Here is a 15,836-nt window from a genome sequence, read left to right as displayed (position 1 = left end):
CGCTACATGAAGTCCGCAATACCTGACTGTTTGTTGTGGTCGTTCTCGAACACCGACTCGATTTTCCGTTCGAGGATCTTGAGCCGCTGTTTCGTGTAGTCCCGCGCGCCGAACTCGTCGGCGACGCGGATGGCCGTGTCGATGTACTTGTTGACCGACCCCTCGTGGACGGTGAGGTTGACGCGACCGCCACACTCCCGGCAGTCGCCGGTCAGGGGGGCGCGGCGGAACGACTCGCCACAGTCCAGACAGCGGGTCTCTTGCCGGGAGAACGCCCGGAGGTTCCCGATGAGGTCCGGCAGGAAGTGGTACTCGATGATGCGCTCGGCCACGTCGCTCTCGACGACGGCCCGGAGCTTCCGGGAGATCTCAAGCTGGGCGTCCATCTTGTCCTCCATCGACCCGAGCGTCTTGTACGCCGAGAGGTCCGGGCCGGCGGCGATGTTCGCCGTGTCGTGGGTGTGGCGGAACTCGGTGTACTCGCGGTCGGTCCCCAGCGTCTCCTCGGCGATTTTCATCACGTCCTCGACCTCGGTGGGGTCTTTCATCTCGCGGGTGGCCTCGTAGAACTCCCGCGGGTAGGAGTCCATGATGTCCATGTTGTGGGCCTCGTCGTCGATCTCGCTGGGATCGATGCGCGAGGACATCACCAGGGGGGCGTCCATCTGGCCACCCCGCTGGTTCGGGAGGTACGACTTCGAGAAGTTCAGGAGGCCGTCCATCAGGAGCATGACACAATCTTCGTCGCCGTCGCAGTTCCGGCGCTTAGCAGCGTGAAAATACGGATGTGCATACCCTACGGCAGCTGATGTGAAACCGACCACACGGCCGACCGTCGCCGCGCTGGTGTGAGGGGCCATCCCGAACACGAGTTCGCCGACGAGGTCCTCGCGGTCGTCGAACTCGTAGAACCGCTCCAGCCCGTAGTACTGCTCCAGGAGGTCATCGACGAAGCGGGCGGTCTGGAGCATGTGCTCGGCCGCGCCGTCCGAGAGGACGATGTCCTGGACTTTCAGCTCGACCAGCTGGTCGTCGTGAGTGAGCGGGTCGCCGTGGATGTCCTCCACGTAGCCCAGTCCGCGAAGGCGCTCGGCAGACACGTCCAGCTCCGAGGCCCGGACCGCCGTCACCGGCAGGTCCGTCATGTCGTAGCGGACCGTTCCGTCCTTGAACGCCGACACGTCGTGTTTCGCCCGGAGGATGCCCTTCTCCATCGGCTCGGGGACCTTCTCCTCGGAGGTGAGCCCCTTGACGGCTTTCAGCTGGTCGAAGGCCGTCTCGCGCTCGCCAACGGTCTGTAGGGCGTCCCGATACGCTTCCTGCAAGTCAAGCACTTTGTACTGGGTCGGCGAGGCGAGCGTCTCACAGCGCGAACACTCCGCGCGGCCGGACTCGTCGCGCTCGACCTCGGCCTCGCAGTCGGGGCAGACGTACACCGGTTCGGTGGTCCCGCCGCAGTCGGGACAGCCCGCCTGGTGGGTCTCGGTCCCGCAGTCGGGACAGCGCCGGCGGGCGATTTCCACCTCGACGCGGCCGGGCGTGTCGCTCATCTCGTCGGCGTGTTTCGTCGCCTTGGCCACGTCCCGCTGTGCGCCGCCGGCCTCGCCGATGGGGCTGAGCGTGTGGACGGCCGGCGAGAGGTCCCGCCGCTCGGATTTCTCGGGGCGCCCCATCCGGTTGCCGATGCGGGTCGGGGCGCGCTCCCGGACCTGGAACGGCGCGATTTCGTTGATCGCCTCGATGGCGTTCTGCCCGTCTTCGATGTCAGCGTCCTCGGCGACGCCGATGGCCTCGACTGACTCGCTCTCGCCGTAGGTTCGGGCGTGCTCGGAGAGGTCCGAACGCGTCCAGTCACGCTCCAGCGACCGGGAGAAGCCGAGTGTCCGCACCAGTGGCACCCAGTCGGTGACCGTAATCGTGTCCTCGTCCTGCGTGTGCTCGACGAGCAGGTGTTCCAGCGTCTTCTGGACGGCGTCCGTGCGGGGCAGGACGAGCGCGCCGTCGTCGCTGTAGGCGTCACCCGCTGTGCCGTTCGCCGCCGGGTCGGCGTACGCGCCGTCGGCCTGTGCGACCTGTGCGTCTTCGATGGCGTCAGCGAGCGCACACACCTGGTCGACGCTCACGTCGTGCCAGAGGTAGGTGTACTTCGGGTGCAGCGGCGCGTCGTAGTCAGTCGCCCACTCGATGGCTTCCTCGGCGCTCGGGTCGGCGAGGTCGATGTGGGGCGAGTCCCGCATCGCTTGCACGTCCGCGCCCGCGGCGTCGAGGTCCTGTTCCCACCACTCGACGGTGTAGGAGGCCGGCGCGAGCGGGTGGTTGTTCTCGACGAACTCGCCGTAGTTGACCAGATACTCGCCCAGGTCGAGTATCTTCTCGACGCCGTTGCGGACTTCCAGCGCCTCCTCGGCGTCGTCGATGCGGCGCACGTCGCCGTTGGCCAGGCGCACCGTCGGCCCCTCGATGGTGTCGACCGGGACGACGCCGGCGGCTTTCCCCGGCCGCTCGGTCTTGATCTGTGTCCCGGTCGCCAGGAAGTCGTCGACCAGATGCATCGTCGCCGGGTGGACGCCGGCGGTCGCGAAGCCGTGGTTCCGCGCGCGCCCGTAGCGGAGTCGGAACCCGCCGGCCTTCGACGGATGGGAGAACACCGGGCGGCCGGCGATGAGGTCCCGGAGGTATTTGTCGGCGGGCTCGACGCGCGGCGGCCCCGCCTGCTCGTCACCCTCGGCCTCGCCGTCGTCATCCGCTCCGTCGCTCGCGTCGTCGCCGTCCGCGTCGTCCGACCCGTCGGCTTGGTCGGTCTCGTCCTTGCCGATTGTTCCGTCGATGAGGTCCTGCAGCCACGGCCAGTCGACCTCGTCCAAGTTCCGGGTGTAGCGCTGGATCTTCGGCGCTTTCAGCGCGATCCCTTCGGCCAACACCAGACACATCCCGCCGCGCGGCGAGTTCGAGTCGACGCGTTCGAGGTCCCGGTACCCGGACACCTCCTCGTCGCCAGTCGCCTCACCGTCGAGCATGATGGGCATGTGCTCGGCGATGAACTTCGTCTCCTTCTCCTTGGGCGAGTACTGCAGCCCAGTGTCCTTGTCGTAGAGGTCGATTTCCTCGGCATAGCGACCGATCTCATCGTCGCGGGCTTTGTACTGGTCGATGCCAAGCAGCGCGCGGGCGTAGTCCGCGACCAGCACGGACAGCGCCTGTGCGGTCCCGCCGGCGGAGCGGATCGGCCCGGCGTAGTAGACGTTGATGAACTCCGTGCCGTCGTCGTTTTCCAGCAGCTCGACGCGGTCGATGCCCTCGATGGGGGCGGCGACGACGCCCTCGGTCAGCAGGGCGACGGCGGTCCGGACCGCGCCCTCGACTTTCCCTTCGCGGCTGTCGTAGTCGCCAACAGTCCCCTCGACGAAGTCTTCGACCAGCTCCAGCGCGGCCTCCTCGCGGGACATCTGGCCCTCCAGCTCGCGTACGCGCTCGGCGACGCCGTCGATGCCGAGGATGTTCTCGACCCGGTCGGCCATGTCGCGCGCGGTCGGGATCTCGACCTCCGGCTTCGGGTCGCCGCCGCGCTGTTTCGCCCGTTCGGCCACGTCGAAGGCGGCTTCGAGCTGGGTTTCGAGCGTTTCGAAGTACTGTTCGTCGGCCTCCCGCATCTTAGATGTTCCAGAGGTCCAGGTCGGTCGGCTCGTCGTGTTCCCGCTGCAGTGTCGTGTCGAACCCGCGGACGTACAGCTCGCCCGCCCAGACGGTGCCGGCGTTCAGGTGGCCGGCGACCGCTTCGCCGTCGGGCCGCGAGAGGACGGCGTGAGTGTGGGCGAACCGCTCCCCGTCCAGATGCGAGATGTTGCCCATGCAGGCGGCGACCTCGAGCGGCTCGTCGAAGGTTAGCGAGTCGTACTCGGTCCGATCCTGGTCGTAGAACATGAGTTCGGCGTCCTGGACCGCCCCGAGCCCGTAGAAGAAGCCGGCGTCGATGCTCCGCCTGTCGGCGAACGTCTCGATCTCCTCGCGCCAGTCCGCACCGTGCTCCAGCCGGCAGACGAACTCGGACGTACTGTCGACTTCGCGGTAATCCATGTCTGTAGTGGACGGCAGGCCGCTCCAAAAGCGTTGCTTTCGGTCCGACCGTTTATATTTGAAGCCGGGACCACTCCCGCTGTGACGTAGCCACGGCCCGGCGCGCCCAGCGGTTGTGCGGCACATCGCACCGGGACGGACGCGTGCCGCCTGTTCGCCACGATGTCTGGACCGTCGACTGACCGGCGTTACCCGGGCAGTGACACCCGGCTGACCGGCTGGTTCCGGTCGGCGTCGTAGAACGAAAGTTCGTCGACGGTCCACCGGATCGGCTCGATGTCTCGCTCGACTAGCCGCGCGGCCGCGTCGCGGTCCCCGCCGCGGGCGACGGTCACGTGCGGGACGTACTCGTCGCCCTCCATTTCATCGACAGGGTCGAACTGCTCGCAGAGCCGCTCGTGCAAGTCGACCAACTCCGGGCTCTCGACAGCGAGATACACTACCGGTGATGGGCCGGTCACGGCCGTCTCGAACTGCTCGATGCCCGAAATACGGGCCTCGAACGCCGGTTGGCCCCGAAGCGCCTCGCGCCCCTGTGCCTCCAGTCGAGCGTAGGCCGCGTGGTCGCCGTCACCCAAGCGCTTGGCGACCAGCGTGTGCTCGCCCCGTCCCCGCCGCTGTGCGAGCGGCAGGTCGGCCGCGAGGTCGGCCGCCAGCGACGTGACTGCCGACGGGAGCGGGACGTTGATGCTGTACACAGCGGAGGGTCGCCCGCTGTGGGCAAAAAGCGCGCGGTCCTACAGCCGGTCGAGCAGCCACAGGACGATGAGGACGACCAGTACCACGCCGAGTATCGGCTGGAGCGGTCCGAGAAGCCAACCCAACAGCCCGAGAACCCCACCGACAATTTCGAGCACTAACCAGACCACAATGAGGACGAGGACGATCTTCAACAGCGTGTCCACGTCGAGTTTGGCTCTGTCCATGCTCGATAGCACTCCCTCGCGGGGCAAACCCCTTGTGGCCGTGGGGGCTGGCGATCCAGGTTCCGGTCCGGGGCGGCATGGGACGTAAGGCTGCCGACTATCAGTTCACACAATCGGCAATAAACGATATACCTGCCGAGGGGATAGCCGCGGTAGGATGGGCCGGACCGCTGGAACGCTGATCGTCGTACTCGCCGCGACAGCACTGCTTGTGCCGACAGTGACCGGAGCCGGTTTCGGCGGCCTCGAACAGCAGTCTGTCGACGCTGACCTGGTCGTAATGAACGCTGACGTGAACCCTGACGGGACCGCCGCGTGGACGGTCGCCTATCGAATCCGACTGGACGACGACAACGCTACGCAGGCCTTCGAGGACCTGCGGGCGGACATTCAGACCAACCCATCGGCGTACACGGACCGCTTCGGGAGCCGGATGCGAAGCACTGCCGGGGCTGCGGAGAACGCAAGTGGTCGGGAGATGGCCATCGAGAACGTCACCGTGAGTGCGCACGAGGAGACGTTCGGCCAGACCTACGGCGTCATCACCTACCGGTTCCGGTGGACGAACTTCGCCGCCGTCTCCGACGACCGCATCGAAATCGGCGACGCGCTCTCGGGGCTCTTTCTGGACAGCGAGACCTCGCTGACCGTACGCTGGCCGGCGGACTACCAGGCTGACTCCGTCGCGCCACAGGCCGACGAACGAGGGAACGCTTCCGTCACCTGGCGCGGGCAACAGAATTTCGGCGAGAACGAGCCACGAGTGGTCGTCAGTCCACAGGACGCCGCTGGCGGGGACGGGGGTAACAGCCCCCTCATCGTCGGTTTCCTCGCGTTAGTCGCTATCGCCGCTGCGGTGTACGCGCTCCAGCGCTACGGCGTGATTGGTGGCGGTGAGCCGGCCGAGCCGCCGGCGTCGATGGTCGAATCGGACGATACCGAAGCGACACCCGCTACGGGGACGGACGCCGACGCCGGCGCACCCCCGGCGGAACTCCTGAGCAACGAGGAGCAGGTTCTCCAGTTGCTCGAATCGAACGGCGGGCGGCTCAAACAGCAGCAGGTGGCCGGCGAACTCGACTGGACCGACGCCAAGACGAGCCAGGTCATCGGCGGCCTACGCGACGAGGACAAGGTCGAGACGTTCCGTATCGGCCGCGAGAACGTGGTGACGCTGCCGGACACTGACGTGACTGGCGGCGACGGTGACGGGAGCAACGGGGCTGACGGCGGTAACGAAACATAGCAATAAAGCTGTCGACAGTTCAGTAGGGTCTGTAGTTTAAAGTCGCCGCTGTATTGCGGTTTTAATCCGGCTTAATCGGCGCTAACCCGGTTTCACTGACTCTTATTTATACGGTGTTCGGGGGCCAAGTGATGTATACGATGCGACGAGCTACCCCGGTGTTGCTGGCAGTGGTGCTCATAATGAGTACGCTCGCAGCAGTGCCCGCCGCGACGATGGCACAGGAGACTGAAACGACGACCGAACAGGCCGGCCAGCACACGACGGCCCCCGGCGCACAGCTTGCGGGCGTCGTCAGCGTTCAGGAGGCCGAACTGGACGGTGAGGTCCAGTCCCGGACGTTCGGCATCCGTGTCGCACAAGCGAACACCGATGACGCGAAGGCCGCCGTCGTCGCCGACCAGCTAACCGACTCCGAGGCACGGCTCGCGGAACTCCAGCAGCGCAAGCAGGCGCTGAACGAGGCCCGCGAGAACGGGTCGATGAGCGAGGGCGAGTACCGAGCGAAGGCCGCACAGCTCCACGCCGAGACGCAGAACGTCCAGCGGCTGGCGAACCAGACGAACGAGACTGCCAGTCGGCTCCCCGCCGAAGCTCTAGAGAAGAAGGGCATCAACGCCACGGCGATCAAGACCCTCTCACAGCGGGCGAGCGAACTGAGCGGTCCTGAGGTCGCAGCTATCGCCAAGGGTATCGCCGGCCCGAACGTCGGTCAGCAAGCTCGACCTGACGACGCGCGCAACCGCGGCGGCGACGCAGCGAACCGGACCGCGGCTGACGACCGCCCGGGGGCCGGGCCGGAACGGACCCCTGCGGGTGAACGAACCGACGACACCGACGCTGCATCGACCAACAGCACGGCTACCGACGGCAGAGAAACCGAGCCGCCGACCGGCGGCAGCGGGTCCGGGTCCGATACTGCCGACGCTAACCGATAACGCAAGTCAGCGAAGACACCGTTCGAAGGCAGTCTCACGCGATTCTGTGTACTGCAGCAGGCGAGGCGATGACCGCCGAAAGTTTGTGTCTGTGGACCATACACACGCCACTTCGAACACGGAAACTATTAGTACTCGACTCACACAGCAGCAAGTACATGACGCGGACCCCCGCCGCTACGCTGCTCGCTGCGGACAGCGAGGGGTCCGACCGTTTCTCCCCACGACGACGACGACCGGGCCGTTTCTAGGCCCACTACTACCCACTCTTCATTCGACAGGTCCGATTCGTCGCCAGACGCCGTCGTCGTCGGTTCGACGGGCATTCGGTTGCTGCTGACCGGAAACCGACAGGCACACCACGGAACCAATCCAGAACACACCCATGCCAGAAGGAAACGGAACCGTCGCGCTCGCGTTCTCGGGCGGGCTCGACACGACAGTCTGCGTATCGCTGCTGAAAGAGGAGTACGGCTACGACGAGGTCATCGGCGTCACCGTCGATGTCGGTCAGCCCGACTACGAGTTCGAGGAGGCCCAGGAGACCGCCGAGGCGCTGGGCGTCGAACAGCACGTCGTCGACGCCAAAGCGGAGTTCGCGGACCTCTGTATGGAGGCAGTCAAGGCCAACGCCGACTACCAGGGCTACCCGCTCGGGACCGCCCTCGCGCGCCCGGTCATCGCCAAGGCCATCCTCTCGGTCGCCGAGGAAGAAGGCTGTTCGGCCGTTGCCCACGGCTGTACCGGCAAGGGCAACGACCAACTGCGCTTCGAGGCCGTCTGGCGCGACTCCGACCTTGATGTCATCGCGCCAGTGCGCGAACTCGGGCTGACCCGCGAGTGGGAAAACGAGTACGCCGCGGAGAAGGGCCTGCCCGTCGAGGGCGGCGACGGCGGCCGCTACTCTATCGACACGAACCTCTGGAGCCGCTCCATCGAGGGATCTGAACTCGAAGACCCCTCCCAGATTCCAGCCGACGACATCTACAAGTGGACCGACAACCCCTCGGGCAAAGAGGCCGAACTCGTCGAAGTCGAGTTCGATGACGGCGTTCCGGTCGCTGTCGACGGCGAGGAACTGGGCGGCGTCGAACTCATCGAGCAACTCAACGCCCAGGCGGGTGCCCACGGTATCGGCCGCACCGACATGATGGAGGACCGCATGCTCGGGCTCAAGGTCCGCGAGAACTACGAACACCCCGCGGCCACCGTCCTGCTGACGGCTCACGAAGCGCTGGAAGGGCTGGTCCTCACGCAGGAGGAGCGCCAGTTCAAGGCCCAGGTCGACCAGGAGTGGTCCCAGAAGGCCTACCAGGGTCTCGTCGACGCGCCGCTGACGGGCGCACTCGAAGCGTTCATCGACGACACCAACGAGCGCGTTACCGGCACTGTCACGGTCAAGCTTGAGGGCGGCCACTGTCGCGCCGTTTCGCGCGAATCCGACTACGCCGTTTACAGCGAGTCGGCGGCCTCCTTCAACGAGGAGGACGTTTCCGGTGGGATCACCCAGCAGGACGCCACCGGCGTCGCGAAGTACCACGGCTTCCAGTCCCGCCTCGCGAACAGGATTCTCGACGACGTGAAGAAGGGCGCTGCTGTCACGGACGGCAGCGGCGACGCCGCGAGCGAGGACACGGAGGAGTAACGGCATGAGCGACGGCGAGGACCACGAGACGGTGGACGCGGACCGCGGCGATGCCGCGGCAGACGCGAGCGCCGACCGCGGCGACGAGACTGTCGTCCGCCGCGAGCGCTTCGCTGGCGGCCCCGCCCGCTCGTTCCTCTCCTCGCTCGCCGACGACGAGCGCATCTTCGCGGCCGATCTGGCCGTCGACCGCGCCCACGTCGTGATGCTGGCCGAACAGGAGATCATCGCCCGCGAGACGGCCGGCGACGTGCTGGCCGCGCTGGCGGACGTGGAAGACGCCGGCCACAGCGCACTGCCCGACGGCGAAGACGTACACGAAGCCATCGAGAGCGCGGTCATCGAACGCGTCGGCCCGGACGGCGGGAAGATGCACACCGCCCGCTCGCGCAACGACGAAGTGGCGGCCTGCATTCGCTACCGCCTGCGCGCGGACATTCTCGACCTCGTCGAGACCGTCGTCGGTGGCCGCGAGCAACTCATCGAGGTGGCTCGTGCCGAGCGCGAGACGGTGATGCCCGGCTACACGCATCTCCAGCCCGCCCAGCCGACGACGGTCGCCCACTGGGTGTTGTCCTACGAGCAGGCGCTCCAGCGTGACACCGCACGGCTCCTTGACGCCTACGAGCGCGTCAATCAGAACCCGCTCGGGTCGGCCGCGTTCGCCGGGACGCCCTTCGACGTAGACCGCGAGCGCACGGCGGAACTGCTCGGGTTCGACTCGGTAGCGGAGAACTCGATGGACGCCTCGGCGACACGGGACTTCCTCGTCGAGACGACCAGCGCCGTCGCGACGCTGGCGACGAACCTGTCGGGGCTGGCCGAGGACGTTGTCGTGATGGCGAGCAAGGGCCACGTCGACCTCGACGACGACTACGCCTCGACCTCCTCGATCATGCCCCAGAAGAAGAACCCGGACACGCTGGAACTGGTCCGCGGGCGCACGGGCGACGCCGTCGGCGGCCTGAACGGCCTGCTGACCAACCTCAAAGGGCAGCCCCGGGCGTACAACCGCGACCTCCAGCGCGCCGGTCGTCACGCCTGGGACGCAATCGACAGCGTCACCGAAAGCGTGGCCGTGGCCGCTGGTGCAGTCGCGACCGCGGACTGGCCCGCAGAGACGCTGGAAGCCGCGGCCACCGACGGCTTTGCGACGGCGACCGGCGTGGCCGACCTGCTGGCGATGGCCGGCGTGCCGTTCCGGACGGCCCACGAGGTCGTCGCCGAGGCCGCCGCGCAGTTGGGTCCCGAAGAAGACGCGCCCGACTACGAGGCGCTGTCGGCCGTCGCCGAGGACGTACTTGGCAAGCCCCTGTCGGCGTACGTCGACCGCGAGGACCTCCGGGCCGCGCTCGATCCGAGCGAAAGTGTCGCCATGCGGGACTCTCGCGGTGGCCCGGCCCCCGAGGCCGTCGCCGAACAGGTGTCGACAGCCGAGGGCGTGCTTGCGGGGGACAGCGAGGCGCTGGCCGACCGCCGGCAAGCGGTTTCACAGGCGGCTGACCGCCGCCGGACGGAGGTGGACCGATATGTCTGACCGACCACCGTCCCCTCGTGGGACAATTATACCATAATTCTGATATACGATTCAGAAACGTAGCGGATTCGGGCTTTTCACACCAGTAGAGTGCTGTCTGTCTAGTAAATTTATTCTGATATGTTCGAAGGCTTTAAGTGGATCCCTATCACAGGATGAACTACAATGGCAGAATGCATCGAGTGCGGGGCGGACGTGTCCCTGCACGACAACCTCGAAGTCGGAGAGATCGTTGACTGTGCCACCTGCGGTGCCGAACTGGAAGTCGTCGGCGCCGACCCCGTCGAGCTCGACAGCGCACCCGAGCTCGAAGAGGACTGGGGTGAGTGAGGTGTTCGCGGTGGCGCGGCGCTCGACGCCGTACGTACCCGTGGCGTTTGACGCCGCGAGCCGCGAACCCACGGAGGACTCAGTATGAAAGTCGGACTCCTCTACTCGCGCATCCGTCGGGACGAGAAGCTCCTGCTGTCGGAACTGCGCGAGCGCGACCACGAGATCGAAAAGATCGACGTTCGCAAACAGCAGTTCAACATCCACGAGGCCCCCGAGGCCTTTGATGACCTCGACATCGTTGTCGACCGCTGTCTGGCGACCAGCCGCAGCGTGTACGCGACGAAGTTCGCGAAGGCCTACGGCGTCCCCGTGGTCAACGGCCCCGAGGTCGCCGACACCTGCGCGGACAAGGTCAACAACAGCCTCGCGCTGGAGGCCGCGGGCGTGCCGACGCCCAACACCGACGTGGCGTTCACGAAGGACGCGGCGCTGGAATCCATCGAGAAGTTCGGCTACCCCTGCGTCCTGAAGCCGGTCGTCGGCTCCTGGGGTCGCCTCATGGCGAAGATCGACTCCCGCTCGGCCGCTGAGGCCATCCTCGAACACAAGGAGACGCTCGGCCACTACGAGCACAAGATCTTCTACGTCCAGGAGTTCGTCGACAAGCCCGGCCGCGACATGCGCGTGCTGGCCGTCGACGGTGAGCCGATTGCGGCGATGGTCCGCTCCTCGGACCACTGGCTCACTAACGCCGCGAAGGGCGCAGAGACCGCCGAGTTCGAACTGGACGACCGCGCGCTGGAACTGGTCGAGAAGGCCTCCGACGCCGTCGGGGGCGGACTGCTCGGTATCGACCTGATGGAGGTCGGGGTGTCGGAGAGCGACACCCAGGACGGGCGCGAGTTCGAGGACTACACGGTCCACGAGGTCAACCACACCGTCGAGTTCAAGGCGCTGAACGAGGTCACTGACGTGGACGTGCCCGCGAAAGTCGTCGACTGGCTCGAACAGAAGGCGGCGACGGAGGCCGACGCCGAGGTGACAGCATGACGTACACGGCAAGCGTCGTCGGCGGCTCCGGCTTCACCGGCGGGGAACTGCTCCGCATCCTCGATGGCCACCCCGAGTTCGAACTGGCCCAGGCCACCAGCCGCTCGAAGGAGAACAAGACCATCGGCCACTCTCACCCGAACCTCCGGCACTCGGACCTGCGCTTTTCCTCGCCTGAGGACCTGGAGTCGGTCGACGTACTGTTCGCCGCGACGCCCCACGGCGTCTCGATGGAACAGATCGACGCGTTTCAGGAGGCGGCCGGCACTGTCGTCGACCTCTCGGCGGACTTCCGGCTCGATAGCGAGGCCCAGTACGACGAGTGGTACGACGGGCACACGCGCCCGGAACTGCTCGAACAGAGCGAGTACGCGCTGCCGGAACTCAACCGTGACAACCTCGCGGGTGCGGACCTCATCGCCTCTGGCGGCTGTAACGCCACGGCGACCATTCTGGGCCTGCTCCCGCTGTTCGAGGCCGACATCCTTTCGGGCGACGAGCAGGTCGTCGTCGACGTGAAGGTCGGCTCCAGCGAGGGCGGGGCCGGCGGCGGCGAGGCTTCCTCGCATCCCGAGCGCTCGGGCGTCGTCCGCCCGTACGCGCCCACGGGCCACCGCCACGAGGCCGAGATCCAGCAGTTCCTCGGCATCGACGTGTCCTTTACCGTTCACGCGGTGGACATGATCCGCGGCGCGAGCGCGACCTGTCACGTCTTCCCCGAGGGCCCCGTCTCGAAGGGCGACCTCTGGGGGGCCTACCGCGGCGAATACGAGGACGAACCCTTCGTCGAACTCGTCGCCGGCGGCGGTGGCGTCTACCGCTACCCCGAACCGAAGTCAGTCGCCGGGACGAACCGCGCCGAGGTCGGCTTCGAACTCGACCCCGGCAACAAGCGACTGGTCGTGTTCTCGGCCATCGACAACATGATGAAGGGGTCGGCGGGCCAGGCGGTCCACGCGGCCAACGTCGCCCTCGGCATCGAAGAGACGGCGGGCCTGGAGTTCCAGGGGCTCCACCCCGTCGGCGCACCGTAACCCCTGGAGGTTGTTTTTATGACAGTAGTTATCAAAGTCGGAGGCGCTCGCGCGGTCGACCCCGCGGGGGCGCTTGCGGACGTGGCATCGTTAGTGGCCGATGGTGAGCGGGTCGTCGTGGTGCATGGCGGCTCCACCAAAGTCGACGAGACGCTCGAACGGCTCGGCGTCGAACCGGAGTACGTCGAGACGCCGTCGGGTGTCGTCGGTCGGTTCACGGACGAGACCACGATGGAGGTGTTCGAGATGGCCTTCGGCCACCTGAACACCCAGCTCGTCGCCGGCCTCCAGAGCGAGGGCGTCGACGCGGTCGGGCTCAACGGCGTCGACGGCAAACTGCTCTACGGACCACGGAAGTCCGCAGTGCGGGTCGTCGAAGACGGCAAAAAGAAGATTCGCCGTGGCGACCACTCTGGCACTATCAAACAGGTCAACGGCGACCTGCTGGAGTCGCTGCTCAACGACGGGTACACGCCCGTCGCTGCGCCGCCGATGGCCGGCGAGGATAGCGAGGCGCGGAGCGCCTCGGACGAGTCGAGCGGCGATGAGCCGCGAGACCACGGCGAAGTGATTCCCGTCAACACCGATGCCGACCGCTCGGCGGCGGCAATCGCCGGCGAACTCGACGCGCAGTTGGTGCTGTTGACCGATGTGGAGGGCGTCTACGTGGACCCCGACGACCCGTCGACGCTCATCGAATCGGTCGAGACGGTCGCCGACTGGGACGCCCTCGAAGCCGCCGCGGAAGGCTTCATGGGCCGGAAAATCATGGCCGCCGAGGAAGCACTCGACGGCGGCGCACCCGAGGTCGTGGTGGCCGACGCCAACGCCGAGTCACCGATTCTCTCGGCACTTGACGGCGGCGGCACCCACGTCCACGCGAGCGCACTCGAACAGGACACAGACCAGACAGCGACGGAGGAACAATGAGCGGATTCGTCTTCAACGAGAAACCCATCCAGATCGAACGTGGCGACGGTGCCTACGTCTACGACGACAGCGGCACAGAGTACTTAGACATGGGCGCGTCCTACGCCTGTGTCCCGCTGGGCCACGGTCATCCGGCAGTTCAGGACGCCGTCAGCGAGCAGCTAGAGCAGATCACGTACGTCCAGGCGTCGTACCCGAACGCCGAGCGGACGGCGCTGTACGACCTGCTCGCAGACACTGCACCGGACCCCATCGACAAGACCTGGCTCTGTAACTCCGGGACCGAGGCCAACGAGGCCGCGCTGAAGTTCGCCCGGTCGGCGACGGGGAACTCCAAGATCGTCGCGACGATGCAGGGCTTCCACGGCCGGACGATGGGCGCGCTGGCGACCACGTGGAAGAACAAGTACAAGAAGCCCTACGAACCGCTCATCGGCGACGTGGAGTTCGTCCCCTACGATGACAGCGAGGCGCTGGACGAAGCTGTCGACGAGGACACCGCCGCGTTCATCGTCGAACCGGTCCAGGGCGAGGGTGGTATCAACCCCACCTCGGACGGCTATCTCGAAGCCGCCCGAGAGATCACCGAAGACGCCGGCGCGGCACTCATCTTCGACGAGGTCCAGACCGGGATGGGTCGGACCGGTGCGCTGTGGAACTCACAGCGTGCCGCCGTCGCGCCGGACATGATAACCGCGGCGAAGGGGCTGGGCAACGGCCTCCCCATCGGCGCGACGCTGTGTCGGGACTGGATCGCCGAGGACTACGGCTCCCACGCCTCGACGTTCTCCGGTGGCCCGGTCATCTCGGCGGCCGCCGGCGCAACGGTCTCGACCATCGTCGAGGACTCCGTGCCCGGTAACGCTGCCGCGATGGGCGATTACCTCCTGACGGAACTGGAAGCCGCCATCGGCGACGAGGTGCGGGACATCCGCGGCGAGGGCCTGATGATCGGCGTCGAGGTCGGCCGCGGCGCGAACGCGGCGCTGAAGAAGCTCGCCCTGAACCACCAGGTGCTCGCGCTGCCGGCCGGCCGCACCGTCGTGCGCCTGCTGCCGCCCCTGACCATCGACGAGTCCCACGCCGACGCCGTCGTCGAGGCGATGGCGGAGGTGGTGGGATGAGCGAAGCCGCGAGCCAGGCGGCCGACACGGAGGCCCGCGACCTGCTCGAAGCTATCGTTCGCACGCCGTCGGTCTCGCGTGACGAGGCGGCCGCGGCCGAACGGCTGGTCGAGTTCTTCGAGGCCCACGGCCGCGAGGCCTGGCTCGACGAGGTCGGCAACGTCAGGGCACCGGCAGACGACGGCGTCCTGCTCACCTCCCACATCGACACCGTGCCGGGCGATATCCCGGTTCGCGTCGAAGAGACCGACGAGGGCGACGTGCTGTGGGGTCGCGGCAGCGTCGACGCGAAGGGGCCACTGTGTGCGATGGCTGTCGCGGCCGTCCGCACCGGGGCCTCCTTCGTCGGCGTCGTCGGCGAAGAGGTCGACTCGAAGGGAGCCCGCCATCTGGTCGAGGACCGCGACGCCGAACCGAACGCCGTCATCAACGGCGAACCCTCCGGCTGGGAGGGTATCACGCTGGGTTACCGCGGCCTGCTGGCCGGGACCTACGTCGCAACGAGCGAGTCCGGCCACTCCTCTCGCCCGGAGAACAACGCCATTCAGGACGCCATCGACTGGTGGACAGCGGTCGACGACGAGTTCGCCACGGACGAGTGGCACCCCGTCTTCGAGCGCGTCACCTGCAAGCCCGTCGAGTTCCAGGGCGGCACGTCGACCGACGGGCTGAGCGTCGAGGCGACGATGGACGTGCAACTTCGGGTCCCGCCGGAGTACAGCACCGACGAGATCCGCGAGATCGCCGACGGGTTCCTGGAGAACGGGACCGTCAACTGGGATGACAAAGTCGAACCGGTGATGCAGAGCCCCCGGACCAGCGCCGCCCGAGCGTTCCGGGCCGCGATCCGGCAAGAGGGCGGCGATCCCACGCTGCTTCGCAAGACCGGCACCAGCGATATGAACGTCTACGCGAAGGCGTGGGACTGCCCGATGGTGACCTACGGCCCCGGCGACTCCGACCTCGATCACGCACCGAACGAGCACCTCCCGCTCGACGAGTACGACCGCTCCGTCGCGGTGCTGGAAACCGCGACCGAGCGCCTGCTGGAGGACTGAC

The 15,836-nt window shown here is 66.9% G+C and carries 14 protein-coding genes; 10 read left to right on the top strand and 4 right to left on the bottom strand.

Annotated elements, in window-relative coordinates:
• Positions 1-2 precede the first annotated feature (2 nt).
• The 4 genes from NDI54_RS02610 to NDI54_RS02595 all read right to left on the bottom strand — a co-directional run bounded on the left by NDI54_RS02610 (position 3) and on the right by NDI54_RS02595 (position 5,000).
• On the bottom strand, positions 3-3,650 hold the full coding sequence (locus NDI54_RS02610) for a DNA polymerase II large subunit (protein ID WP_310894923.1): 3,648 nt from the start codon (positions 3,648-3,650) through the stop codon (positions 3-5).
• Position 3,651: 1 nt separating this feature from the next.
• Positions 3,652-4,074: a PPC domain-containing DNA-binding protein gene (locus NDI54_RS02605; RefSeq protein WP_310894922.1), complete on the bottom strand. Its 423-nt coding sequence runs from the start codon at positions 4,072-4,074 to the stop codon at positions 3,652-3,654.
• Between the two features lie 188 nt (positions 4,075-4,262).
• Positions 4,263-4,772 (bottom strand): 2'-5' RNA ligase family protein, encoded by a 510-nt coding sequence (locus tag NDI54_RS02600; RefSeq protein ID WP_310894921.1) that lies wholly within the window; start codon positions 4,770-4,772, stop codon positions 4,263-4,265.
• A 39-nt stretch (positions 4,773-4,811) separates the two neighbouring features.
• A complete protein-coding gene (locus tag NDI54_RS02595) occupies positions 4,812-5,000 on the bottom strand; it encodes a DUF7554 family protein (protein ID WP_310894920.1) in 189 nt (62 codons plus the stop codon).
• A gap of 157 nt (positions 5,001-5,157) precedes the next feature.
• Here NDI54_RS02595 and NDI54_RS02590 point away from each other — a divergent pair, with 157 nt between their 5' ends.
• From NDI54_RS02590 to NDI54_RS02545, 10 genes are all read left to right on the top strand, one after another.
• Positions 5,158-6,246 (top strand): helix-turn-helix transcriptional regulator, encoded by a 1,089-nt coding sequence (locus NDI54_RS02590; RefSeq protein WP_310894919.1) that lies wholly within the window; start codon positions 5,158-5,160, stop codon positions 6,244-6,246.
• A gap of 140 nt (positions 6,247-6,386) precedes the next feature.
• On the top strand, positions 6,387-7,184 hold the full coding sequence (locus NDI54_RS02585) for a hypothetical protein (protein ID WP_310894918.1): 798 nt from the start codon (positions 6,387-6,389) through the stop codon (positions 7,182-7,184).
• Between the two features lie 385 nt (positions 7,185-7,569).
• Positions 7,570-8,829: an argininosuccinate synthase gene (locus NDI54_RS02580; RefSeq protein ID WP_310894917.1), complete on the top strand. Its 1,260-nt coding sequence runs from the start codon at positions 7,570-7,572 to the stop codon at positions 8,827-8,829.
• A 4-nt stretch (positions 8,830-8,833) separates the two neighbouring features.
• Positions 8,834-10,366 carry an argininosuccinate lyase gene (gene argH / locus NDI54_RS02575; RefSeq protein WP_310894916.1) on the top strand — a complete coding sequence of 511 codons (1,533 nt, stop codon included), beginning with the start codon at positions 8,834-8,836 and terminating at the stop codon, positions 10,364-10,366.
• A 165-nt stretch (positions 10,367-10,531) separates the two neighbouring features.
• Positions 10,532-10,696: a lysine biosynthesis protein LysW gene (lysW, locus tag NDI54_RS02570; RefSeq protein WP_004959888.1), complete on the top strand. Its 165-nt coding sequence runs from the start codon at positions 10,532-10,534 to the stop codon at positions 10,694-10,696.
• 84 nt (positions 10,697-10,780) lie between these two features.
• Positions 10,781-11,689 (top strand): lysine biosynthesis protein LysX, encoded by a 909-nt coding sequence (lysX, locus tag NDI54_RS02565; RefSeq protein WP_310894915.1) that lies wholly within the window; start codon positions 10,781-10,783, stop codon positions 11,687-11,689.
• Positions 11,686-12,723: an N-acetyl-gamma-glutamyl-phosphate reductase gene (argC, locus tag NDI54_RS02560; RefSeq protein WP_310894914.1), complete on the top strand. Its 1,038-nt coding sequence runs from the start codon at positions 11,686-11,688 to the stop codon at positions 12,721-12,723. Before lysX ends, argC begins: the two co-directional genes overlap by 4 nt.
• Positions 12,724-12,741: 18 nt before the next feature.
• Entirely contained in the window at positions 12,742-13,653 is a 912-nt protein-coding gene (locus tag NDI54_RS02555; protein WP_310894913.1) for an acetylglutamate/acetylaminoadipate kinase, read from the top strand.
• Complete coding sequence (locus tag NDI54_RS02550; protein ID WP_310894912.1) at positions 13,650-14,777, top strand: aspartate aminotransferase family protein; 1,128 nt, start codon at positions 13,650-13,652, stop codon at positions 14,775-14,777. Before NDI54_RS02555 ends, NDI54_RS02550 begins: the two co-directional genes overlap by 4 nt.
• On the top strand, positions 14,774-15,835 hold the full coding sequence (locus NDI54_RS02545) for a [LysW]-lysine hydrolase (RefSeq protein ID WP_310894911.1): 1,062 nt from the start codon (positions 14,774-14,776) through the stop codon (positions 15,833-15,835). The genes NDI54_RS02550 and NDI54_RS02545 overlap by 4 nt, the downstream gene beginning before the upstream one ends.
• The last annotated feature ends 1 nt before the right edge of the window (position 15,836 follow it).

Origin of the sequence: Haloarcula terrestris (assembly GCF_031624315.1) — an archaeon.
In the GTDB taxonomy this organism is placed as follows: domain Archaea; phylum Halobacteriota; class Halobacteria; order Halobacteriales; family Haloarculaceae; genus Haloarcula; species Haloarcula terrestris.
The sequence above is the reverse complement of the archived record's forward strand: the minus strand, read 5'-3'. Positions and strand labels throughout refer to the sequence as shown.